Origin of the sequence: Paenirhodobacter populi, from assembly GCF_004022215.1 — a bacterium.
Classification (GTDB): domain Bacteria; phylum Pseudomonadota; class Alphaproteobacteria; order Rhodobacterales; family Rhodobacteraceae; genus Rhodobacter; species Rhodobacter populi.
In genome coordinates this window covers 90,447-111,296 of record NZ_SAUZ01000013.1, presented here as the reverse complement: position 1 = coordinate 111,296, position 20,850 = coordinate 90,447, and the positions used below count along the sequence as shown (strand labels likewise).

General features: G+C 67.0%; 18 protein-coding genes. 4 read left to right on the top strand and 14 right to left on the bottom strand.

Annotated features, from left to right (window positions below; genetic code table 11):
• The 4 genes from D2T30_RS12200 to D2T30_RS12190 form a co-directional block, all read right to left on the bottom strand.
• Positions 1 to 1,239 (bottom strand): OpgC family protein, encoded by a 1,239-nt coding sequence (locus tag D2T30_RS12200; RefSeq protein WP_128209091.1) that lies wholly within the window; start codon positions 1,237 to 1,239, stop codon positions 1 to 3.
• A 41-nt stretch (positions 1,240 to 1,280) separates the two neighbouring features.
• Complete coding sequence (mdoH, locus tag D2T30_RS12195) at positions 1,281 to 3,089, bottom strand: glucans biosynthesis glucosyltransferase MdoH (RefSeq protein WP_128209090.1); 1,809 nt, start codon at positions 3,087 to 3,089, stop codon at positions 1,281 to 1,283.
• Positions 3,090 to 3,092: 3 nt separating this feature from the next.
• The gene (locus D2T30_RS23100; RefSeq protein WP_164881787.1) at positions 3,093 to 3,260 is read right to left on the bottom strand and encodes a hypothetical protein; all 168 of its coding nucleotides are present in this window, start codon (positions 3,258 to 3,260) and stop codon (positions 3,093 to 3,095) included.
• A 116-nt stretch (positions 3,261 to 3,376) separates the two neighbouring features.
• Positions 3,377 to 5,020: an OpgD/OpgG family glucan biosynthesis protein gene (locus tag D2T30_RS12190; RefSeq protein ID WP_128180263.1), complete on the bottom strand. Its 1,644-nt coding sequence runs from the start codon at positions 5,018 to 5,020 to the stop codon at positions 3,377 to 3,379.
• Positions 5,021 to 5,120: 100 nt separating this feature from the next.
• Here D2T30_RS12190 and D2T30_RS12185 point away from each other — a divergent pair, with 100 nt between their 5' ends.
• Together D2T30_RS12185 and D2T30_RS12180 are read left to right on the top strand one after the other, a co-directional pair.
• Complete coding sequence (locus tag D2T30_RS12185; protein ID WP_128209089.1) at positions 5,121 to 5,369, top strand: hypothetical protein; 249 nt, start codon at positions 5,121 to 5,123, stop codon at positions 5,367 to 5,369.
• A gap of 110 nt (positions 5,370 to 5,479) precedes the next feature.
• Positions 5,480 to 6,859, top strand: coding sequence for a glutamine synthetase family protein (locus D2T30_RS12180; RefSeq protein ID WP_128209088.1), 1,380 nt, complete (start codon positions 5,480 to 5,482; stop codon positions 6,857 to 6,859).
• A 284-nt stretch (positions 6,860 to 7,143) separates the two neighbouring features.
• On the opposite strand, the gene aroQ is transcribed toward D2T30_RS12180, so the two are convergent.
• Together aroQ and D2T30_RS12170 are read right to left on the bottom strand one after the other, a co-directional pair.
• Entirely contained in the window at positions 7,144 to 7,578 is a 435-nt protein-coding gene (gene aroQ, locus D2T30_RS12175; RefSeq protein WP_128209087.1) for a type II 3-dehydroquinate dehydratase, read from the bottom strand.
• 24 nt (positions 7,579 to 7,602) lie between these two features.
• Positions 7,603 to 9,915, bottom strand: coding sequence for a Tex family protein (locus D2T30_RS12170; RefSeq protein WP_128209086.1), 2,313 nt, complete (start codon positions 9,913 to 9,915; stop codon positions 7,603 to 7,605).
• Between the two features lie 109 nt (positions 9,916 to 10,024).
• On the opposite strand from D2T30_RS12170, the gene pepT reads away from it, so the two are divergent.
• Positions 10,025 to 11,254, top strand: a complete 1,230-nt coding sequence (gene pepT, locus D2T30_RS12165; RefSeq protein ID WP_128209085.1) for a peptidase T — start codon at positions 10,025 to 10,027, stop codon at positions 11,252 to 11,254.
• A 195-nt stretch (positions 11,255 to 11,449) separates the two neighbouring features.
• Here pepT and D2T30_RS12160 read toward each other — a convergent pair whose 3' ends face one another.
• Genes D2T30_RS12160 through D2T30_RS12150 form a run of 3 tightly spaced genes read right to left on the bottom strand, consistent with a single transcriptional unit; the run spans position 11,450 to position 16,296 of the window.
• Positions 11,450 to 12,568, bottom strand: coding sequence for an ABC transporter permease (locus tag D2T30_RS12160; RefSeq protein ID WP_128209084.1), 1,119 nt, complete (start codon positions 12,566 to 12,568; stop codon positions 11,450 to 11,452).
• 1 nt (position 12,569) lies between these two features.
• On the bottom strand, positions 12,570 to 15,278 hold the full coding sequence (gene rbbA / locus D2T30_RS12155; protein WP_128209132.1) for a ribosome-associated ATPase/putative transporter RbbA: 2,709 nt from the start codon (positions 15,276 to 15,278) through the stop codon (positions 12,570 to 12,572).
• Positions 15,279 to 15,285: 7 nt separating this feature from the next.
• A complete protein-coding gene (locus D2T30_RS12150; protein ID WP_128209083.1) occupies positions 15,286 to 16,296 on the bottom strand; it encodes an HlyD family secretion protein in 1,011 nt (336 codons plus the stop codon).
• A gap of 131 nt (positions 16,297 to 16,427) precedes the next feature.
• Here D2T30_RS12150 and D2T30_RS12145 point away from each other — a divergent pair, with 131 nt between their 5' ends.
• On the top strand, positions 16,428 to 17,510 hold the full coding sequence (locus tag D2T30_RS12145) for an AI-2E family transporter (RefSeq protein ID WP_128209082.1): 1,083 nt from the start codon (positions 16,428 to 16,430) through the stop codon (positions 17,508 to 17,510).
• Here the strand turns inward: D2T30_RS12145 and D2T30_RS12140 are convergent.
• From D2T30_RS12140 to cobU, 5 genes are all read right to left on the bottom strand, one after another.
• Entirely contained in the window at positions 17,507 to 17,947 is a 441-nt protein-coding gene (locus D2T30_RS12140) for a hypothetical protein (protein WP_128180244.1), read from the bottom strand. The two genes, D2T30_RS12145 and D2T30_RS12140, sit on opposite strands and share 4 nt — an antisense overlap.
• Before the next feature lie 24 nt (positions 17,948 to 17,971).
• Complete coding sequence (locus D2T30_RS12135; protein WP_128180242.1) at positions 17,972 to 18,349, bottom strand: hypothetical protein; 378 nt, start codon at positions 18,347 to 18,349, stop codon at positions 17,972 to 17,974.
• 229 nt (positions 18,350 to 18,578) lie between these two features.
• Complete coding sequence (gene cobS / locus D2T30_RS12130) at positions 18,579 to 19,304, bottom strand: adenosylcobinamide-GDP ribazoletransferase (RefSeq protein WP_128209081.1); 726 nt, start codon at positions 19,302 to 19,304, stop codon at positions 18,579 to 18,581.
• A complete protein-coding gene (gene cobT / locus D2T30_RS12125; RefSeq protein ID WP_128209080.1) occupies positions 19,301 to 20,308 on the bottom strand; it encodes a nicotinate-nucleotide--dimethylbenzimidazole phosphoribosyltransferase in 1,008 nt (335 codons plus the stop codon). The genes cobS and cobT overlap by 4 nt, the downstream gene beginning before the upstream one ends.
• Positions 20,305 to 20,808 carry a bifunctional adenosylcobinamide kinase/adenosylcobinamide-phosphate guanylyltransferase gene (cobU, locus tag D2T30_RS12120; RefSeq protein WP_128209079.1) on the bottom strand — a complete coding sequence of 168 codons (504 nt, stop codon included), beginning with the start codon at positions 20,806 to 20,808 and terminating at the stop codon, positions 20,305 to 20,307. Before cobU ends, cobT begins: the two co-directional genes overlap by 4 nt.
• Positions 20,809 to 20,850 lie beyond the last annotated feature (42 nt).

Sequence of the window (20,850 nt, the reverse complement as noted above, 5' to 3'; positions counted from 1 at the left end):
TCAGCGCAGGCTGGTGCTGGGCGCGACGGGCAGCCGGTGCGGGGCGACCTCGGGCTCGGTCTCGCGCACGACCGGGGGCTTGGTGCGGCCGTCCCTTTGCCGGCTCCATTCCAGCGCATAGGCCAGACACCATTGCGCGAACAGCCCACCCAGAACCAGCAGCATGTCCTGTTCGATCCCGGCGGGATGCACGTCCTTCACCACCTGCGCAAAGATGGCGATCACCGTGCCCGTGGCAAAGACCGGCAGGCTGTGCCGCCCGATCAGCCGGACCGGCTCCATCGCCTGCGAGGCGGCGAATTTCGGGATCCCCAGCGGCATCGACAGGATATAGGCCAGCGCGATGAAATGGGTCAGACGCGGCATCGAGACGAAGGTCTTGTCGAACCCGGCGACCAGCCCCGGCACGCCCTGCGCCCTGAGCGCGTTCAGCGTCTGGTTCATCCATTCCTTCAGGTCCACGTCCTGCACCCAGGCAAAGCAGAACACCAGCCAGATCGCCGCGATCCAGACGAGCCAGGGCTTCACCGGCACGAACCGCCGACCCTCGCGCAGCGCAAGCCCGGTCAGGATGCCAAGCGTAAAGATCAGCTGCCACGCGAAGGGGTTGAAGAACCAGCCACCCGGCTGCGGATAGTTCGGCAGATCGAGCGAGAGCGCGAAGGTCAGGATCCAGAAGCCCACCGAAAACGCCAGCAACGCCATCGGACTGCGCTGGCCGAGCCGCACGAGGAACGGCGCCCCCAGCATCAGCACCGCATACATCGGCAGGATGTTCACATAGCCGAACTGATGGCCAAGCGTCGCGACGCCCAGGATCACCTCGACCGGCTGCTTCCACAGCAGGTTGAAGGAATTGTTCAGCAACACCTCATCCGCGCCGAGCCACAGCACCCCGCCGGCGACCAGCGCCATGGCCCAGACCGTGGTCATCATGTGGACGAGGTAAAGCTGCCACGCGCGGCCCCAGCCCTTGCGCACCACGTCGACGCCAAGGCCGTTCTTCATCTTCGGCCCGTAGGCCAGCGCCACGGCGCAGCCCGACATGAACACGAAGCCCTCGGCCGCATCCGACAGGCCGAAATTGCGCGAGGTCAGGTTTTCGAAGAACGTGCCCGGCACATGGTTCATGAAGATCATGATCAGGCTCAGCCCGCGGAAGAAATCGAGCCGCGGGTCGCGCTGACCGGGGGCAAGGCCCGGCATCTCCGGATGGGTCGTCGGCGTGGTTCCGGTCATGTTGCGGCCTCCCTTGGTGGCTTACCGGTGGTCGATCGCCCTCAGCGGGCAGGCACGGCAGGTGCGGACGGCGTGGCGTTTTCCGCCGGGACACCGCGTCCCCGGTCAAGGGCGTCGGTCCAGCGGTCCAGAATTGCGTCATGAATCTGCATAACGGCGGCGGGCGCATATTCCGTCGGCACGCCCATCAGTTTTCCGTGTGACGGCAGCGAGGTCCAGCGCAGCAGCGCGGGCGCGCAGACCATCGGCACGCCGACCGGCGACAGCCACAGAAGCAGCCCGGGCGCCAGATACCATGTCGCCGCAAGGCCGATCACGCCGATCGCCACGATCCACCAAGAGGCCGCAAAGGCGTCGCGCCAGCCAAGCGAACCGTCGCCGCGGTTGTTCGTCGGCCAGCCGCCGTCGCGCCCGAGCAGCACCTGAATCACCGAGCGCGTCGAATACATCAGCAGCACCGGCGCCGTCAGCGACGACAGCAGCAGTTCCGCCAGCGACGACAGGAAGGCAAGCCCCGCCCCCCCGAACTGCTTCGCCCGCCCGGTGATGGCGGCCTTGGCGGCGATCAGGATCTTGGGCGCCAGCAGAAGCACGAAGATGCCGATGAACAGGCCGATGGCCTTCGACGCCTCGGACGGCGGGAAATAGGGGAAGGGCCAGTTGGGTTCGGGGAAATAGTCCGGCGGCGGCGCCGTCAGCGGCGCGATGATCGAGGCGATGATGAATCCCAGCCAGAACAGCGGCGAGATATAGGCCATGATGCCCTGCGCAAAGACGAACCGCGACCACGCCCGCAGGCCGGGCGCACCGATGATACGCGAATGTTGCAGGTTGCCCTGACACCAGCGCCGGTCGCGCTTGGCGTGATCGACGATGTTTTCGGGGCCTTCCTCGAACGATCCTTCCAGATCGTCATCGAGCCGCACCACCCAGCCCGCGCGGGCCAGCAGCGCCGCCTCGACGTAATCGTGGCTCATCACATGGCCGCCGAAGGGGGGCTTGCCGCGCAGCGGCGGCAGCCCGCAGGATTCGGCAAAGGCCCGGACCCGGACGATGGCGTTGTGCCCCCAGAACGGCCCCGTCTCGCCCTGCATCATCGCCAGACCGCGCGCGAAGACCGGCGAGAAGAAAGCGGCCGAGAACTGCATCGCCCGGCCGAAGCGCGACCGCGCGCGGATCACCTTGGGCAGGGTCTGCAACAGGCCGAGACGCGGCTCAGCCTCCATCCGGCGGATCAGTTGCAGGATCGTTTCGCCTTCCATCAGGCTGTCGGCGTCGAGGATCACCGCATAGTCATAGGCGCCGCCCGAGCGGGTAACGAAATCCTCGATATTGCCGGCCTTCTTGCCGGTGTTGTTCTCGCGCCGGCGGTAGAAGAACCGGCCGAGCCCGTTGCGGTCCAGCACCAGATGCTTGAACATCACCAACTCGCGCCGGGCGATGGTCTCGTTGCGCGTGTCGGAGAGGATGGCGAAATGCACCACCGCCGGATCGCCGGTGCGGCGCAAGGATTCCTCCATCGCCGCGACGCGGGAAAAGGTGGCCAGCGGGTCTTCGTTGTAGACCGGCATCAGCACCGCCGTCCGGCCAAGGATCGGCGCCTTCGGGTCATAGGCCGGGGGTTTGGCGTGCGAGGTCAGCCCGATCAGCGCCTGCACCGCCCCCCACGCGAGCCACAGCGTCGAGATCAGGATCAGCATGGCCCGGATCACGTCGAGCGCATCCAGCCCGTCGGCATCGCCGAATTGCAGGAACAGCACGAACGCGCCAAGCCCCGCCACAAGCGCAAGCGCCATGGCCACAAAGCGCAGCGCGAAAAGCCCTGCGCGCGATATGGGAAGGGGGATCATCTCTTATCGGTCGGCACCCGCCGGAGGCGCGGCGGGAGATTGCGGGGCAAGACCGGCCGCGTCGGCCAGACGCCGGAACAGGCCGCGCGCGGGCTCGATCACCTGCTGGGGCATGGCCAGCGGCGCATCGGGCAGCGCACAGGGACCTGCGACCAGATCGGCGGGCGACATCGCGGCGGCATCCTTGGCCGTCGCCTTCGCGGCCGTGGCCTTTGCCGGACCCCGGGCGCGGCTTTCACCGGACCGGGACCTGGGGGGCCGGGACGCTGATGGCTTGCTCTGTGCGGTCATGCGTTGATCCATTGATAGAGCCAGGTTTCGGTCAGCTTCTGATCGTAACCAGCGATATGGGCCGAAAGTTCCACGACATTGCCTGTGGGTCTGACGTCCAGGATCAGGCGCCAGACCTTGCTCTCGGGAACATAATGCAACACTTGCGTCGAAATTTCACCCTGCGATGCGGTGGCGACGATCGAGAGCTGATCGGCGGCAGAGGCCGGCAGCCGCCCGATCATGCCCCCCGCGAAGTCGATGACGAACTTGCGCGACCCGTCGGTGTTCGGCGTGCCGGACACGCCGCCCAGCCCGGCGCGCGAGGCGACGATATGGGCGCGGTTCGCATTGGGATCGGGCATCAGGTCGCCCCACCGCAGGCGGTAGCGGAATTCCATGTCGGTGCCCGCCTTGGCCTGTGTGTCCGGCACCCAGAAGGCGACGATATTGTCGTTCACCTCAAGGTCCGAGGGAATTTCCACCAGCCGCACGGTGCCCTTGCCCCAGTCGCCCAGAGGCTCGACCACGCAGGACGGGCGGCGTTCGTAGACCGCCGAGGCATCCTGATAATGGTCGAAATCGCGGTCGCGCTGATACAGGCCGAAGGCGCGGGGATTTTCCTCGACCAGATAGCTCGACGCCAGCCGGGTCGGGTTCGACAACGGCCGCCAGAGCCGCTCGCCGTCGTCGCGCAGGATGCCAAGGCCGTCGCTGTCATGCACCTTCGGGCGGAAATCGTCGAACCGCGCGCGGTTGCGGTCGCCATAAAGGAACATCGAGGTCAGCGGCGCGATGCCCAGCTGCTGCACGTCGGCGCGGAAATACAGCCGCGCCGTCACGTCCATGATCGTTTCCTGACCCGGCGTGATGACGAACTGATAGGCGCCGGTCAGCGAGGTGCTTTCCATCGCCGCCCAGACCACCAGCGTCTGCGAGCCGGGCTCGGGCCGCTGGATCCAGAACTTGGTGAAGCGGGGGAATTCCTCGGCCACCGGCAGGCCGGTGTTGATCGCCAGCCCGCGCGCCGAAAGGCCATAGGTCGAATTGCGGCCGAGCGCACGGAAATAGGACGCGCCCTGAAAGGCCACCAGTTCGTCGAACACATCGGGGCGGTTCAGCGGCGTGTGCAGCCGGAAGCCCGCGACGCCCGGCAGGGCCTCGTGCTCCGGCACGATGTCACGCGCCTGTCGCTCATAGATGAAATCGTCGGTGTCGAAGCCCAGAAGCCAGGCCTGACCGTTCGCCACCTCGTACAGCAGGACGGGTTCCTTGAACAGCCAGCCCATGTGAAAGGCCTGCAGCCGGAACCGCGAATGTTCGGTATCGGCGAAACGCGCCCGGTCCGGGTTGAAACGGATCAGCCGGTAGTCGTCGTAGTTCAGCCGGGTCAGGAAGCTGTCCGGCAGGGTCGAGGTCTGCGGCTGCTTGCTGGCGGTGTCGCGCATGGTGGCGGACAGCGTGTCAAAGCTGAACGGCTGCTGGCCCGTCGTCGCGGGCGCGGGCTCCGCCTCGGGCGGGGTCTGGTCGGGCTCGGGCGGCGGGGCTTCCTGCGCGCGCACCGCCGTTCCCGCACAGGCCAGGACCGCACCCGCCGAGAGGGTGCCCAGAAGGTTCCGGCGGGTCAGCGAAAACGGCAAAAGGGCATTGCGTGGGGACATGTATTTTCCAAGCGATGTCATATAGTTCCTCAGGCCGCCAAATAGCAGCCTCTTTGCCAAATCCTTAGGCATAGTGCCTGTGAACTTGCAAGAGAGCTTTATGTCACGCGATATCAAACTTGTCGTTGCGGCACTGTTGCAGCGCATTGTTGCCAAAGGCATGACCCGAAGCGGCGTGATGTCGCGCAACCGTGTCCCGCAGGGCGCGGGCCGGAACCTGTCGCGCCGCCGCTATCGCCGTCCCTGTCCGGGTGAGTCGAACCGCGCTGACGGGGGAAAACGGACCTTGAACGCCGGGATCGTCCCCGTGCAAACGGCGATCCCCGACCGCTCAATCGAGGCTGTCTGACCGCGCCGTTCCGCAATATGATACCGCATCGCCGGTGATGTCGCGGGCGCAGATCGACCTGCCGGTCGCTGCCTTCGCCGATGCGCCGGGCCATCTGACCGGGACCTGACATGACGCAATCCCCTTCCGGCTCCGACATCGCCGAGGCCGAAGACTTCCTCGCCGCCCATCCCGAGATCGAGGCGTTCGACATCGTTCTGCACGATGCGAACGGCATCGGCCGGGGCAAGATCATCCGGCGCCACGAACTGGCCGGCCTCTACAAGGGCGGGCGGCATCTGCCGATCTCGATCCTCGGGCTGGATATCGTGGGCGAGGATGTGCATGAAACCGGGCTGATCTGGGATCAGGGCGACGGCGACCTGCGCGCCTGGCCGATCCCCGGCACGCTGAAGGCGCTGCACGGCACCAATCCGCCGCGCGGCGAACTGCTGATGAGCATGTATCATCTGGACGGGGCGGAGATGACCTCGGACCCGCGCCACGCGCTGAAGCGGCAGGTGGCGGCGATGGCGGCCGAAGGGCTGCATCCGGCGGGGGCGTTCGAGCTGGAATTCTTCCTCCTCGATCCCGACCGGTCGCAGGGTGTGCGCCCCGCGGCGGCGGTGCTGGACGGGCGGCGCTCGGACTGGACCGAGGTCTATTCCGTCGATCACCTGCACGGGATGGAACCGCTGTTCACCGATATCTACCGCGCCGCCGAGGCGATGGGGATCAACGCTGAAACGGTGATCTCGGAATATGCGCCGGGGCAATACGAACTGACGCTGCATTACCGCACCGATGTGATGCAGGCGGCGGACGACCTGATCCGGCTGAAGCGGATCGTGCGGATGCAGGCGCGCCGGCACGGGGTCCTTGCCTGTTTCATGGCCAAGCCGATCGAGAAATATGCCGGATCGGGGATGCATTTCCACGTCAGCCTGTGCGACGACCGGGGACGCAATGTCTTTGCCGAAGAGGTCGAGGGCCACTGGACCGACACGATCCGCCACGCCATCGGCGGCCTGCGGGCAACGATGGGCGAATCGATGCTGGTCTTCGCGCCGCATGCCAATTCATGGCGGCGGTTCGCCAATCAGAGCTATGCGCCCGTCTCGCCCAGTTGGGGGGTGAACAACCGCTCCGTCGCGCTGCGCATCCCGGCGGGCGAGGTGAAGGCGCGCCGGATCGAGCACCGGCCCTCGGGCGTCGATGCCAACCCCTATCTGGTGGGGGCGACGATCCTTGCCGGGATCCGGCACGGGCTGGCGCACCGCATCGATCCGGGGCCGGAAACGCAGGGCAACGGCTATGAGGGCGGCGATGACCTGCCGATGCCGGGCGACTGGCGCGAGGCGATCCGCGCGGCACAAGGCTCGGCCTTCCTGAAAGAGGCGCTCGGCCCGGACATGCACCGCACCTTCACCGCGATCAAGGCGGCGGAATATCAGCGGGTGGCGCGCTGGATCGCCGATGTGGATTACGCGCTCTACCTGCACAACGCATGATTGCGGCGGGGTCGGCGGCGGGGGTTTCACACCCCCGCACCCCCGTGGGATATTTATGGAAACACGAAAGCAGGAATGGCCCGACCCGGGACGCCAGGCGAAGCCGGGCCGGAACCGTCGTCTTTCACGGTCATCGGCGTCCCCGCCTGTTCCGCATCTCCAGAATTGCCCGACGTGGTGACTAAATCCTTAATGGCCGTCGTTTTTCCATAAATATCCCGGGGGGAGTCTTCATGAAATGAAGACGGGGGGCAGCGCCCCCCAGCCCCGCCAGCCGCAAGCGCCTAGCCCAACAGCGAACAGATCCGCCGCACGGCCAGCGCATAGCCCTCGATCCCCAGCCCGGCGATCACCCCGTCCGCCCGCAGCGAGACATAGGAATGGTGCCGGAACGGCTCGCGCTTGTGGACGTTCGAGATGTGGCATTCGATCACCGGCCCCTCGAAGGTGTTCAGCGCATCGAGAATCGCCACCGAGGTATGCGTCCACGCGCCCGGATTGATCACGACCCCGCAGGCGGTCTGGCGCGCCTCGTGGATCCAGTCGATCATCTGGCCTTCCCAGTTGGTCTGAAGGAGCTTCACCGCGAAGCCCGCCGCGGCGGCGACGGCGGCGCAGTCGCGCTCGACATCCGCGAGCGTATCGGCGCCGTAGATTTCCGGTTGCCGCTGGCCCAGCAGGTTCAGGTTCGGCCCGTTCAGGATGTGGATCGTCTTCATCTTGCGCCCCTTTCGGCCAGCCAATCAGCGCCGCTTCATCGCGTCAAGCAGGGCCGCGCCGAAAGAGCCGGTATCCCCGCCCTTCGGCGCGGATTTCGGCGCAGACGACATCGGCCCCTTCGGCTTCGGCCCAGCCTGAGGACCCTTCGCGGCGCGATCCTCGCGCGCCGAAGTGCCGCCGTCCTTGCGCATGGTCAGGCCGATGCGCTTTCGCGGAATGTCCACCTCGGTCACGCGGACCTTCACTACGTCGCCGGCCTTCACCACCTCATGCGGGTCTTTCACGAAACGGTCTGCCAGCTGGCTGACATGGACGAGCCCGTCCTGATGCACGCCGATATCGACGAAGGCGCCGAAGGCCGCCACATTCGTCACCGTGCCTTCGAGCTGCATGCCGGGGCGGAGGTCCTTGATGTCCTCGATCCCGTCCGCAAAGCTCGCCGTCACGAAGCTCGGGCGCGGGTCGCGTCCGGGCTTTTCCAGTTCCGCCAGAATGTCGCGCACCGTGGGCAGGCCGAAGCTCGCATCGACGAAATCGGCCGGGTTGAGCCGTTTCAGCGCCGCGCCGTCGCCCATCAGCGCCCGGATGTCGCGCCCGCAGGCCTTCACGATGCGCCGTGCGACGTCATAGGCCTCGGGGTGGACGGACGAGGCATCCAGCGGCTCATCCCCGTCGCGGATGCGCAGGAAGCCCGCGCATTGCTCGAACGCGCGCGGCCCCAGACGCGCGACCTTCAGCAAAGCCTTGCGCGACCGGAAGGCGCCGTTGGCATCGCGATGCGCCACGATCGCCTCGGCCAACCCCGGCCCGAGGCCCGAGACATGCGCCAAGAGCGGCGCTGAGGCCGTGTTCAGATCCACTCCCACCGCGTTCACCGCATCCTCGACCACGCCTTCGAGTGCGCGGCCGAGCTTCGACTGGTCCACGTCATGCTGATACTGGCCGACGCCGATGGATTTCGGCTCGATCTTCACCAGTTCGGCCAAGGGGTCCTGCAACCGCCGCGCGATGGACACCGCGCCGCGCAGGGAGACGTCCAGATCCGGGAACTCCCGCGCCGCCAGTTCGGATGCGGAATAGACCGAGGCCCCGGCCTCGGACACCACCACCTTCACCGGCGCCCTGACGCCCGCGGGCAGCAGCTTTAGCGTCTCAGCCACCAGCTTTTCCGTCTCGCGGCTCGCCGTGCCATTGCCGATGGCGATCAGGTCCACCCCATGCGCCGCGATCAGCCGGATGATCGCCGCCTGCGCCCCGCGCAGGTCGTTCTTCGGCTGGAACGGATAGAGCGTGTCGGTCGCCAGCAGTTTCCCCGTCGCATCGACCACCGCCGCCTTGACCCCGGTGCGGATGCCGGGATCGAGCCCCAGCGTCGCCTTGGCCCCGGCAGGCGCGGCCAGCAGCAGATCCTTGAGGTTGCGCGAAAAGACGGCAATCGCCTCTTCCTGCGCCTTCGCCCGCATCTCGCCCATCAGGTCGAGCATCATCGACAGGCTCAGCTTCACCCGCCATGTCCAGCCCGCCACCCCGCGCAGCCAGACATCGCCCGGCGCCTGCGTGCGGGCGTCGAAGACGGCGGCGACCATGGCGACGGCGCGCTCGGCCCCCGCCTCATCGGGCTGGATGTCCAGCGTCACCACCCCCTCGTTCGAGGCGCGCAGCAGCGCCAGCGCCCGGTGACTGGGGATCGTCGCCCAATCCTCGCTATGCTCGAAATAGTCCGAGAATTTCGCCCCCTTCTCCTCCTGCCCGGCGACGACCTTGGCCGTCACCTTCGCCGTGCGGTGCAGGAAGGCACGCAGATCGCCCAGAAGTGCCGCGTTTTCCGTCAGCCCCTCGGCCAGAATGTCGCGCGCGCCGGTCAGCGCATCCTTCACCGTCGGCACCGCCTCGGTGACGAACCCGGCGGCCAGAGCCTCGGGTTCGGCGCGGCGGTCAGCCAGGATCCCCTCGGCCAGCGGGGCGAGGCCATTTTCCCGCGCGATCATCGCCTTGGTGCGGCGTTTCGGCTTGTAAGGCAGGTAGATGTCCTCAAGCTCGGCCTTGGTCTCCGCCCGCGCGATCTGCGCGGCCAGATCGTCGGTCAGCTTGTCCTGCCCCCGGATGCTGTCGAGGATCGCGGCCCGCCGCGCCTCCATCTCCCGCAGATAGACCAGACGGTCGGCCAGCTTGCGCAGCTGCGTATCGTCAAGGCCCCCGGTCGCCTCCTTGCGGTAGCGCGCGACAAAGGGCACCGTCGCCCCCTCGTCCAGCAGCCCCACGGCGGCCGAGACCTGATCCGGGCGCGCGCCGATTTCGGCGGCGATGGTGCGGGCGATGCGGGTGGCGGTATCCATGGTGTCTCCCTTCGGGTCGAGGGGACGTTGTAGCCCGCCACCGCGCCCGCGCCAAGGTCTTGACACCGCGCCGCTCCGCGCGCCTCATCCCCGAAACAGGAGGCCCCCGATGACCCAATTCGACCGCGAGCTTGAAGACCGCCTTGTCCGCTATTGTTCCGTGGATACGCAAAGCGACGAGGGATCGGCGAGCCAGCCTTCGACCGAGATCCAGCTGAACCTTACAAAGATGCTGGCCGATGAGCTGCGCGCGGCGGGGGCCGGGGATGTGACGATCACCGATTACGGGGCGGTTCTGGCGACGGTGCCGGGCACGGCGGAGGGTCCGGTGATCGGGCTTCTGGCGCATATGGACACGGCACCCGCCTATAATGCCACGGGGGTGAAGCCGCGCGTGATCCGGGGCTACAACGGCGGCGCGATCACCTATCCCGACAGCGTGCTGGTGCTGACGCCGGAACATTCGCCCTATCTGGCGACGAAGGTGGGGCATGACATCATCACCGCCTCGGGCACAACACTGCTGGGCGCGGATGACAAGGCGGGCGTGGCGGTCATCATGACCGCGGTGCGGGAGCTGATCGCCTCCGGCGCGCCGCGCCCGAAACTGCGCATCGCCTTCACACCTGACGAGGAAATCGGCCGTGGCGTCGATCCGCGCCTGCCCGCCGATCTCGGCGTCGATTTCGCCTATACCTTCGACGGCGGCGCGGTGGGCGAGGTGGAATACGAAACCTTTTCCGCCGACGGGGCCAAGGTGCGGGTCTCCGGCGTTTCCACCCATACCGGCACGGCGCAGGGCAAGATGGTCAACGCCCTGCATCTGGCGGCGAAGATCATCGACACCCTGCCGCAGGCCACCCAGACGCCCGAGGTCACCGGCGGCCGCGACGGCTTCTGGCACATCCACGCGATGAAGGGCACGGCGGCGGAGGTCGATATGTCGATCATCCTGCGCGATTTCGAACTCGACGGCCTCGCCGCGCGGGGCGAGATGCTGAAACAGGTCTGCGCGGCGGTGGCCGCCACCGAACCCCGCGCCACCGTGACCTGCGAGATCCGCCCCCAATACCGCAACATGCGCTACTGGCTGGAAAAGGACATGACGCCGGTGACGCTTGCCCACGACGCCTGCCGCGCCGAGGGGATCGAGCCCGTCTCCAACCCGATCCGTGGCGGCACCGACGGCTCGCGACTGACGGAAATGGGCGTGCCCTGCCCCAATGTCTTCACCGGCATGCAGGACATCCACGGGCCGCTCGAATGGATCTCGGTGCAGGACATGGCGGCGGCAACGCGGGTCTGCCTGAGGCTCGTCGGACTGGCGGCACGGGCGTAGGGGGCGCTGCCCCCGCGCATTCCGCGCTCCCCCGGGATATTTGGGGAAAGCCGAAACAGGAAATATCGTGAAAGGCCCGCGCGGGCGACGCCGTGACCCATTTTGCCCCGAACGGGTAGATCCTTTCATCTTTCCCCAAATATCCCGGGGGTGAATTTGCGCGGATGCGCAAAGAGGGGGCTGGCCCCCTGCGCCCTATCCGGAAAGAACCTTGCGGAACCGCATGAGCGTGACGGAAAAGGTGAACACCGCCATCGCCGCCATCGTCGCCATTTCCGGCCAGACCAGCCCGATGCCACTGCCGCGATATAGCACGGATTGCGCGAAGGCGACGAAATGCGGTGCCGGGCTGAGGATGCGGATCGCGACCTGCAGGAAGCCGGGCATCGATTCCAGCGGCGTGATCCCCCCCGACAACAGGATCATCACCACGATCACCGGGATCACCAGCAACCCGTATTGCCCCATGTTCTTCGTGAACGTCGCCAGCAGAAGCCCGAGGCTCGCCAGCGCGATCACGTAAAGCGCCGTGCCCAGAACGAACAGCAGGACCGAGCCGCTCACCGGCACCGCCAGCAGCCATTCCACCACCACGATCAGGCTGAACACCGCCGCGATCAGGATCACCAGCCCGTTCGCAAGGATCTTCGACACGACGATCTCGGGCGGCCGCACCGGCATGACCAGCACATGCTCGATCGTGCCGTGTTCCCGTTCCCGGATCAGCGAGGCCCCGGCTAGGATCAGCGTCAGGATGGTGATCGAGTTCATCAGCTGCATCACCGAGGTGAACCATTTCGAGGTCAGGTTCGGGTTGTAGAAGCTGCGGAACACCACGTCGATCTGCGAACCATCCACCGCCGAGGGGCTGAAATAGCGGGTGATCTCCTGCCCGAGCATCTGGCTCATGAAGGCGGCGCCATTGCCGGCATGGGCCACGGCGGTCGCATCCACGTCGATGTTGATCGTCACCGACCGCCCGGCCTTCAGGTCGCGCTCCATGTCGGGCGGGAAATCGACGACGAGGATGTATTTCCCGTCCTTCTGCGCCTGCAGGGCCTGATCCGCGGCGATCATGTCGGGGGATTTGAACAGCGGCGGCTGGATCGAATCGGTCAGGCGGGCGGACAGGATGCTCTGATCCTCGTCGATGACGGCGACGGCCAGATGATCCACCTCGGTCGAGATCGCATCCGCGACCATGTAGGTCGACACGGTGAAGACATAGGCGATCAGCACCAGCATCACCACGTCGCGGGCGATGGCGCGCAATTCCTTGGCCGTCAGGCGCAGGGTGTTGAGGATCCGCTGCATCTCAGGCCTCCTGCTTGCGCAGGGCAAGCACCGCAAGCGCCAGATAGGCCAGCGCGAACCCCGTCAGGACCAGCGCGTTCAGCCCCAGATCGCTCCAGCCGAAGCCCTTGACGAAGGTGCCCTGCGTCACCTGCTGATACCACGACCCCGGAAAGCCGAAGCCGATCATCCGGCTCGCGGGTTGCAGCGAGGATACCGGCACGATCAGCCCCGAGAAGTTCACCGTGGGCAGGATCGACAGCACCGCCGTGGCGAAGACCGCCGCCACCTGCGTTTTCGTGAAGGTCGAGATCAGCAGCCCGAACCCCGTCGTCGCGGCGACATAGATCACGCTCAGCCCGGCGAGGGTCCAGAAACTGCCGGTGAAGGGCACCTGAAAGATCAGCAGGCCGAGCACGAACAGCACGACGAAATTCACCACCGAGATCACCAGATAGGGCAGCTGCTTGCCCAGCAGGAATTCCAGCCGGGTGACCGGGGTGGAGCGGAAATTGGCGATGGTGCCGGTTTCCACCTCGCGCACGACGCCGATGGCGGCCATGATCGCGGGGATCAGGAACAGGATCAGCATGATGACCGAAGGCACCATCGCATTGGCGCTGCGGAAGGCCTGATTGAACAGGAACCGCGTTTCGATATCGACCTGCGAGGCCGCCGCGCCGCCCTGTTCCTGCGCCGTCAGATCGGCGAAATGGTTCATCACCCCAAGCGCATAGGCGCGCGAGGTTTCCGCCCGGAACGGCAGCGACCCGTCGAGCCAGACCGAGACCTCGGGCACCTTGCCCTGCCGCAGCGCCTTGCCGAAGCCGTCGGGGATTTCCAGCGCGATGGCCAGATCCCCCCGCCCCATGCGCTGCATCATGTCCTGCGTGCCGCTCAGCGGATCTTGCGTGCCGAACTGGCGGATGGCGCTGAACTGTTCGGCCAGACGGCGGCTTTCGGCGGTCTGGTCCTGATCCTCGACGGCAAAGCTCAGCCGGTTCACGTCGAAGGAAATCCCGAAGCCCACGGTGATCATCAGGATTACCGGCCCAAGCAGCGCGAAGAACAGCCGGATCGGATCGCGCAACAGCTCCATCGTCTCGCGCGTGGCATAGGCCCAGAGCCGGGTCAGCGCCGCGCGCGGGGCCGAGGGGGCCGGGGCCTTTTCGACGCGCAGCACGCCCTCGGGTGCGGGATCGGCCGCGATCTCATCCTCCAGATAGGCGATGAACGCCTCTTCCAGCGTCTTGGCCCCACGCTTTTCCGTCAACTCGGCGGGGGTGCCGACGGCCAGCACCTTGCCCGCGTGCATCAGCGAAATGCGGTCGCAGCGCGCCGCCTCGTTCATGAAATGGGTGGAGATGAAGATCGTCACGCCCTTGTCTCGGGACAGCGAGATCAGCTTGCGCCAGAACCCGTCCCGCGCCACCGGATCGACGCCCGAGGTTGGTTCATCAAGGATCAGGATCCGCGGTTCGTGGATCGTGGCGACGGCAAGCTGCAACCGCTGCCGGATGCCAAGCGGCAGATCGTCGGGCATCTGATCGGCCACGGTGTCGAGTTCGTAATCCGTCAGGCTCGCCGCCACCCGCCCTGCACGGTCCGCGCGCGGCACGCCATAGAGTTTCGCATGCAGGTCGAGGTTCTGCCGCACCGACAACTCGCTGTAGAGCGAAAAGCTCTGCGACATGTAGCCGATGCGCAGCCGCGCCTGCATGTCCGACCGGCCAAGAGGTTCGCCGAACAGCTTCGTCGTGCCCTCGGTCGGCGTCAGCAGACCCGTAAGCATCTTCATCGTCGTCGATTTGCCGCAACCATTCGAGCCGAGAAAGCCGAAGATCTCGCCCTCGGGGATTTCAAAGCTGACATCATCGACGGCGGTGAAATCACCAAAGCGCATGGTGAGGTTATGCGCCTCGATCGCCGGGGCCTTGTCGGCGGAGGGCACGCGGGGGCGCAGTTCGACGGGCTTGTGCTCGGCCCGCTCCGCCTCGGGCAGAAGGGCGATGAAGGCGTCGTCCAGCGTCCTGGCCCCGGCGCGTTCCATCAGCTCCTTCGGCGCGCCCTCGGCGATCACCTTGCCGCCGTCCATCGCGGCGAGCCAGTCGAAGCGTTCCGCCTCGTCCATATAGGCGGTGGCGACGATCACGCTCATATCCGGCATACGTTCGCGGATGCTGTCGATCAGGTCCCAGAACTGCCGCCGCGACAGCGGATCGACGCCCGTGGTCGGTTCGTCGAGGATCAGCAGGTCGGGGTCATGGATGAGCGAGCAGCACAGGCTGAGCTTCTGCTTCATCCCGCCCGACAGCTTGCCCGCCGGCCGGTCCGGAAACGGCGCAAGGCCGGTCGCGTCCAGCAGCATGTGGATACGCTGGTCGCGCTCCCCGGCCTTCTGCCCGAACAGCCGGCCGAAGAAATCGAGGTTCTCGCGCACCGTCAGCGTCGGATAGAGGTTCCGCCCCAGCCCCTGCGGCATATAGGCGATGCGCGGTTGCATCCCCGCGCGCGCCGCCCGGTCGCTCATATCCGCGCCGAGCGCCACGACCTTGCCCGACTGCACCTTGCGCACACCCGAGATCAGGCCAAGCAGCGTGGATTTCCCCACCCCGTCCGGCCCGATCAGGCCCGCCATGCAGCCCGCCGGAACCCGCAATGTCACGCCGTCCAGCGCCACGGTCTTGCCGTAGCGGTGGCCGACGCCTTCAAGTTCCGCCGCGAAGGCCATCATGCACCTATTGCGGCAGCTTCACTTGCAGGTTCGCGGGCCAGTCGACGGCGGGATCCTTGCGCACATAGCCCACGCCACGCACGCCGACCTTCACGTAATCCTCGAATTTCTCCAAGAGATCGCGCGGGATCGACAGCTTGACGCGAAAGACGAGCTGTTCGCGCTCGGACTGGGTTTCCACGCTTTTGGGCGTGAACTGCGCCTGCGGCGAGATGAAGGTGACCTTCGCCGGCACGACATATTGCGGGATCGGGTCGAGGATCAGCCGCGCCTCGTCATCCGCCGAAAGCGTGCCCACCGCATCGGCGGGCAGATAGAGGTTCATGTAGACATCGGTCAGGTCGAGCAGCGTCACCACCGGCGTTCCGGCCGCGATCACCTCGCCCGGTTCGTGCAGGCGGAACTGCACCCGGCCGCGGATCGGCGCCTTGACGGTCAGATCGTCGATGGCGACCTTCACCTCTTCGACCGCGGCGTTCGAGGCGGCGATCAGCGCGTCGCCATTCGATACCGCCGCCTGCGCGGAGGCGAGCGACGCCTTGGCCGATTCCAGCGCGTTGCGCGCGTCGTCCAGACTGCCCTGCGAGGCGATGGCCTGCGCCTGCAGCTTTTCCGTCCGGTCATAGGTCGTCTGCGCGACGGTGACGGCGCTTTGCGCCTGCATCACCGCGGCCTCGGCCTGCGCCTTCGTCGCCTGCGCCTGCAACACCTGCGCCTCGGCGCCCAGAAGTTTCGCCTGCATTTCCCGGTCGTCGAGCTGCGCGATCACCTGACCCGCCTCGACCACCTGCCCTTCGGACACCAGCACCGCGGACACCCGGCCCGCATATTTCGCCGCAACATCGACGCTTTGCGCCTCGATCCGGCCATTCGAGCTGGAAATATCCGTTTCCGCGCTGCGCAGGCCAAGCGTGATAAGCACGCTGTCCAGAAATCCAGCCGCCTGCACCGGGGGCGCGGCCCCTAATCCGACAAGAACCGACAGAAAAACGAATGTTGGAAATGCGCGGCGCATGACGCCCCCTGAACTGACCAGTTCAGTAAAGACTGAGACGAATCCAGCCGGTTGTCAACGAGATGGAATGACGCGCCCGGACCGATGCGATAAGGTTGCAACGGGGTCACGTGCCCGTCCAGGAGTGCCAGATGGCGAAAGATACCGAAGAGAAACGGGAACAGACCACCAGTTTCAACGTGCTGATCGTGGTGGTCAGTCTGGCGTTCATCTGGCTGATCGTGCCCTATTACGGCGCGATCCTGTGGGCGACGATCCTTGCGATCCTGTTCCATCCGTTGCAGGTGCGGCTGACCGTGCTGTTCCGCGGGCACCGCTCGATCGCGGCGATCGTCAGCGTTCTGGCCTGCATCTGCATCGTGGTGCTGCCCGGATCGGCGCTGCTGGCGGCGTTGGCGCAGCAGGCGACGGATCTGTATAACACCATCAACCGGCGCGAGTTCGACCCGGCCACGCTGCTGGCACAGTTGCGTTCGGCGCTGCCGGTGCGGCTGGACCAATGGCTGTCGTCGCTGGATTTCACCCAGTTCTCCGACCTCCAGTCGCGGCTGACGTCTTTCCTAGAGACCGCGACGCAGACGATCGCGCGGCGCGCCTATTCCGTGGGTCAGGGCACGGCGCAATTCGCCGTGGCGACGGGGGTGATGCTGTATCTGCTGTTCTTCCTGTTCCGCGACGGGCCGGCCGTGGCGGCGACGATCCGCCGCGCGAGCCCGCTGAGCGATCACCACACCGACCGGCTGCTGCGCGCCTTCGTCGCCGTGGTGAAGGCGACGGTGAAGGGCAACCTCATCATCGCGGTCATTCAGGGTGGCATCGGCGGGCTGACGTTCTGGGCGCTTGGGGTAAAGGCCTCGCTGTTCTGGGGGGTGCTGATGACGGTGCTGTCGCTGCTGCCGGCGGTGGGCGCGGCGCTGGTCTGGCTGCCCGTCGCCATCTACATGCTGGTGACGGGAGATTTCATGCGCGGGATCATCCTGATGGTCATCGGCTTTGGCGTCATCAGCCTGATCGACAACCTCCTGCGGCCGACGCTGGTGGGCAAGAGCACCCGCCTGCCGGATTACGTCGTGCTGATCTCGACCCTCGGCGGGCTGTCGATCCTGGGGGTGAACGGCTTCGTTCTGGGGCCGCTGATCGCTGCGCTGTTCTTTGCGGTGTGGAAGCTCTACATCAACGACCGCACCGCCCGGCAGAACAACCTTCCCGGTTAGCGTTTTCGCCGCCGCAGCATCCGCCGCAGCGCATTGACGACGCCGAACAGCATGATCGCCCGGCCGGTGATCGTTTCCGCCTGCATGCCCGCCGCCCGCATTGCGCCTATGGCGTTTTCGGTGCGCACCCGCGCCTGCCGCTCCATCTGTTCCAGCTCGGCCAATTCCTGAGACCGGGGCGTGCTGGCCGCGTAAATGCCAAGCGCCACCGCGATCACCAGCCAGAAGCCGCCGATCACCGCCGTCGCGCCCAGTTCGCCCAACTCCGGCACCAGCGCCAGATACAGCGCCCGCGTTCCGAACCCCATCGCGATCAGCAGCGCGACCAGCGCCACGATCCCGGCCACAACGCGCTGCGCCGCCTGCTGCAACAGCAGCTTGCGGCGCAGGACCGCGATCCGTGCATAGACACGCGCGGCATCAAGTGTCGTCGACATTCCGTCCTCCTGCCGCGCGCGGCCTCAGCGATTCTTCCGGCTCAGCGACAGGCCGAGGGCGATCCCCACGCCAAGCGCGGTCAGCGCCGTCAGCGTCGGATAGCGCGCCGGAACACGTTCGAGTTCCTCGCCGACCTGCGCGAGCGACTGGCTCAGCGAACTGCGAACGCCCGCGATATAGTCCGGATCGGTCACTTCGTCGACCTTGGCCCGCGCGCTGCGCACCGTGCGCTGCACGGCGTCGAGGCCTTCCTCGACCTTGGCCTGCGCATGTGCGGCGCCCTTTTTCACCGTGTCGGCGACGTTTTCCCCGGCGTCCTTGACGCCGTCCCTGACACCCGTTTCGTCAAGCTTGTCGTCGAGTTCACCGCGAAGCTGGCGGATTTCATCCTTGAGACCCATCGTTCTCTCCATTCTCACATTGCGCCCGGGGATATCATGCGCCGGAACGTGGACGAATCCACAGGTTTTCAGCTTCCCCACGGTCATAACGCGCGAATCCCGGTCCGGTTTCCTGCGCCATACGGTTTGGCGGGTTTATATCGGCAGGCGGGTCAAGGGGGCCAGCCCCCTCGCGCGTGCCGCGCTCACCCCCCGGGATATTTATGGAAGAATGAAGGGGGAAGGCGGGTCAGCGCGAGAGGGCGAGCAGCAGGGCGATCTCGGCGATCTGCTGGCCCGCGCCCAGAACGTCGCCCGTCTGTCCGCCAAGCCGCGCCCGCGCCATAAGGCCGAGCCCGGTCACCGCCAGCATCGCGGCCGCAAGCGCCACGGCGCCGCCGGGAACGAAGGCCAGCGGCGCGCTGCCGAGGATCAGCGCCACGGCGAGCGCCGGCAGGCTGCGCGCCTGCGCCGCATGGCCGAGGCCGTCCGCCCGCGCGGGCGGCAGCAGCGTCATCAGCGCGGCGGGGGCGGCGCGGCTGGCCATCGCGACGACGATCATCGCCGCCGGATCGGCCAGCAGCGCCAGCGCCTGCCATCTGAGCCCGATGCCAAGGATCAGCGCCACCGCCCCGAAGGATCCGATCCGCGAATCGCGCATGATCTCCAGCCGCCGCGCCCGGTCTCGCGCGCCCCAGAAGCCGTCGGCGCAATCGGCAAGTCCGTCTTCGTGCAGCGCGCCGGTGGCGGCGATCTGCGCGGCCAGCGCCAACCCCGCCGCCAGAACCGGCGCCAGCCCCGCCCAAAGCGCCAGCGCCAGAACGCCCGCGCCGATCAGCCCGGGCACGAGCCCGGCCAGCGGAAAGGCCCAGGCGGCGCGCCCGATGCCGGGCACCGGCTCGGGCAGGCGCCCCGCCGGCAGCCGCGTCAGCAGCATCACCGCCAGTTGCAGCTCTGCCAGCCGGGTGCGGATCATCCCTCGCTCACCCCGGCCTCGCCGAAGGTGGCCATGCCGTTGTGGCATTCCAGCGCCGCGCGCAGGATGCCAAGCGCCAGTGCCGCGCCGGACCCCTCACCCAGCCGCATGTCGAAATCCAGCACCGCCGTCCTGCCCATCGCCGCCAGCAGCCGCCGATGCCCCGGCTCGGCCGAGACATGGCCGATCAGGCAATGGTCGAGCAGGCGCGGATCGGCCGCATGCAGCGGCGCGGCGGCAGCGGTGCAGATGAACCCGTCGAGGATGACCGGGATCCGCGCCGCCCGCGCCGCCAGAACCGCGCCGCAGATCGCCGCCTGTTCGCGTCCGCCCAATGCCGCAAGGGTTTCCATCGGCGTCAGCCCCCGGTGCCGGGCCAACCCGCGCTCGATCGCCGAGATCTTGCGCCGCAGCCCCTCGGCGTCCGAGCCGGTGCCGGGGCCGACCCAATCCGCGACATTCCCGCCGAACAGCGCCGCTGCCAGCGCGGCGGCGATGGTCGAATTGCCGATGCCCATCTCGCCCAGAATCAGGACATCCGCATCCCGATTCACCGCCGCCGCGCCGCGGTTCATGGCGGCGAGCGTCTCAGCCCCGGTCATCGCGGCGGTAGCGGTGAAATCCGCCGTCGGCCGGTCCAGATCCAGCGCCACGACCGACAGATCCGCGCCGTTCACCCGGCAGAGCTGATTGATCGAGGCGCCACCCGCCTGAAAATTCGCCACCATCTGCGCCGTGACCGCCTGCGGATAGGGGTTCACCCCCTGCGCGCAGACCCCGTGATTGCCGGCAAAGACCAGCGCCTGCGCCAACCCGATCCGGGGACGCGGCGTCGCCCGCCATCCGGCCATGAACAGCGCCAGATCCTCGAGCCGCCCCAAAGATCCGGGCGGTTTCGTCAGGCTGTTCTGCCGGTCGAGCGCAGCGGCCCGCGCCGCTTCATCCGCGACGGGCAGGGTTTCGGCAAGGAAAGGGATCGCGGCAAGATCGTCGAATGTCATCATTTCACCTTCAGCGGCAGGCCCGCGACGGCAAGGATCACCTCATCCGCCGCCTGCGCCACCCATTGATTCAAAACCCCCGCCGCATCGCGGAAATCGCGGGCGAGGCGGTTGTCGGGCACGATCCCGGCGCCGACCTCATTCGTCACCAGAACCACCGGGGCGGATTGCCGGGGCAGCGCCGCGACCAGATCCCGCCCCGCCGCCTGCCAGTCGCGCCCGGCCAGCATCAGGTTCGTCAGCCAGAGCGTCAGGCAATCGACAAGGCGCGGCTTGCCATCCGTCGCATCCAGCGCCGGCACAAGATCGAGCGGTTCCTGATGCGTCACCCATTCCGGCCCGCGGCGGGCCTGATGGGCGGCGATCCGGGTCTCCATCTCGGCGTCGAACGCCTGCGCGGTGGCGATATAGACCGCCTCCGGCCCAAGGCCGAGCGTGCGGCTTTCGGCGATCGCGCTCTTGCCCGAGCGTGCCCCGCCGGTGACAAGGATGATCCGTGCCATGCGCCCCCCGATGGACTTTTGTTCCCGTGCGGGGTTCAAAGC

Excerpts from the sequence above, each read along its gene's own strand:
- cobS (WP_128209081.1), bottom strand. The coding sequence starts at position 19,304 with ATGATCCGCACCCGGCTGGCAGAGCTGCAACTGGCGGTGATGCTGCTG.
- aroQ (WP_128209087.1), bottom strand. The coding sequence starts at position 7,578 with ATGAAGACGATCCACATCCTGAACGGGCCGAACCTGAACCTGCTGGGC.
- D2T30_RS12185 (WP_128209089.1), top strand. The coding sequence starts at position 5,121 with ATGTCACGCGATATCAAACTTGTCGTTGCGGCACTGTTGCAGCGCATT.
- cobU (WP_128209079.1), bottom strand. The coding sequence starts at position 20,808 with ATGGCACGGATCATCCTTGTCACCGGCGGGGCACGCTCGGGCAAGAGC.
- pepT (WP_128209085.1), top strand. The coding sequence starts at position 10,025 with ATGACCCAATTCGACCGCGAGCTTGAAGACCGCCTTGTCCGCTATTGT.
- D2T30_RS12160 (WP_128209084.1), bottom strand. The coding sequence starts at position 12,568 with ATGCAGCGGATCCTCAACACCCTGCGCCTGACGGCCAAGGAATTGCGC.
- D2T30_RS12135 (WP_128180242.1), bottom strand. The coding sequence starts at position 18,349 with ATGGGTCTCAAGGATGAAATCCGCCAGCTTCGCGGTGAACTCGACGAC.
- D2T30_RS12200 (WP_128209091.1), bottom strand. The coding sequence starts at position 1,239 with ATGACCGGAACCACGCCGACGACCCATCCGGAGATGCCGGGCCTTGCC.
- D2T30_RS12180 (WP_128209088.1), top strand. The coding sequence starts at position 5,480 with ATGACGCAATCCCCTTCCGGCTCCGACATCGCCGAGGCCGAAGACTTC.
- cobT (WP_128209080.1), bottom strand. The coding sequence starts at position 20,308 with ATGATGACATTCGACGATCTTGCCGCGATCCCTTTCCTTGCCGAAACC.
- D2T30_RS12150 (WP_128209083.1), bottom strand. The coding sequence starts at position 16,296 with ATGCGCCGCGCATTTCCAACATTCGTTTTTCTGTCGGTTCTTGTCGGA.
- rbbA (WP_128209132.1), bottom strand. The coding sequence starts at position 15,278 with ATGGCCTTCGCGGCGGAACTTGAAGGCGTCGGCCACCGCTACGGCAAG.
- D2T30_RS12140 (WP_128180244.1), bottom strand. The coding sequence starts at position 17,947 with ATGTCGACGACACTTGATGCCGCGCGTGTCTATGCACGGATCGCGGTC.
- D2T30_RS12170 (WP_128209086.1), bottom strand. The coding sequence starts at position 9,915 with ATGGATACCGCCACCCGCATCGCCCGCACCATCGCCGCCGAAATCGGC.
- D2T30_RS12190 (WP_128180263.1), bottom strand. The coding sequence starts at position 5,020 with ATGTCCCCACGCAATGCCCTTTTGCCGTTTTCGCTGACCCGCCGGAAC.
- D2T30_RS23100 (WP_164881787.1), bottom strand. The coding sequence starts at position 3,260 with ATGTCGCCCGCCGATCTGGTCGCAGGTCCCTGTGCGCTGCCCGATGCG.
- D2T30_RS12145 (WP_128209082.1), top strand. The coding sequence starts at position 16,428 with ATGGCGAAAGATACCGAAGAGAAACGGGAACAGACCACCAGTTTCAAC.
- mdoH (WP_128209090.1), bottom strand. The coding sequence starts at position 3,089 with ATGATCCCCCTTCCCATATCGCGCGCAGGGCTTTTCGCGCTGCGCTTT.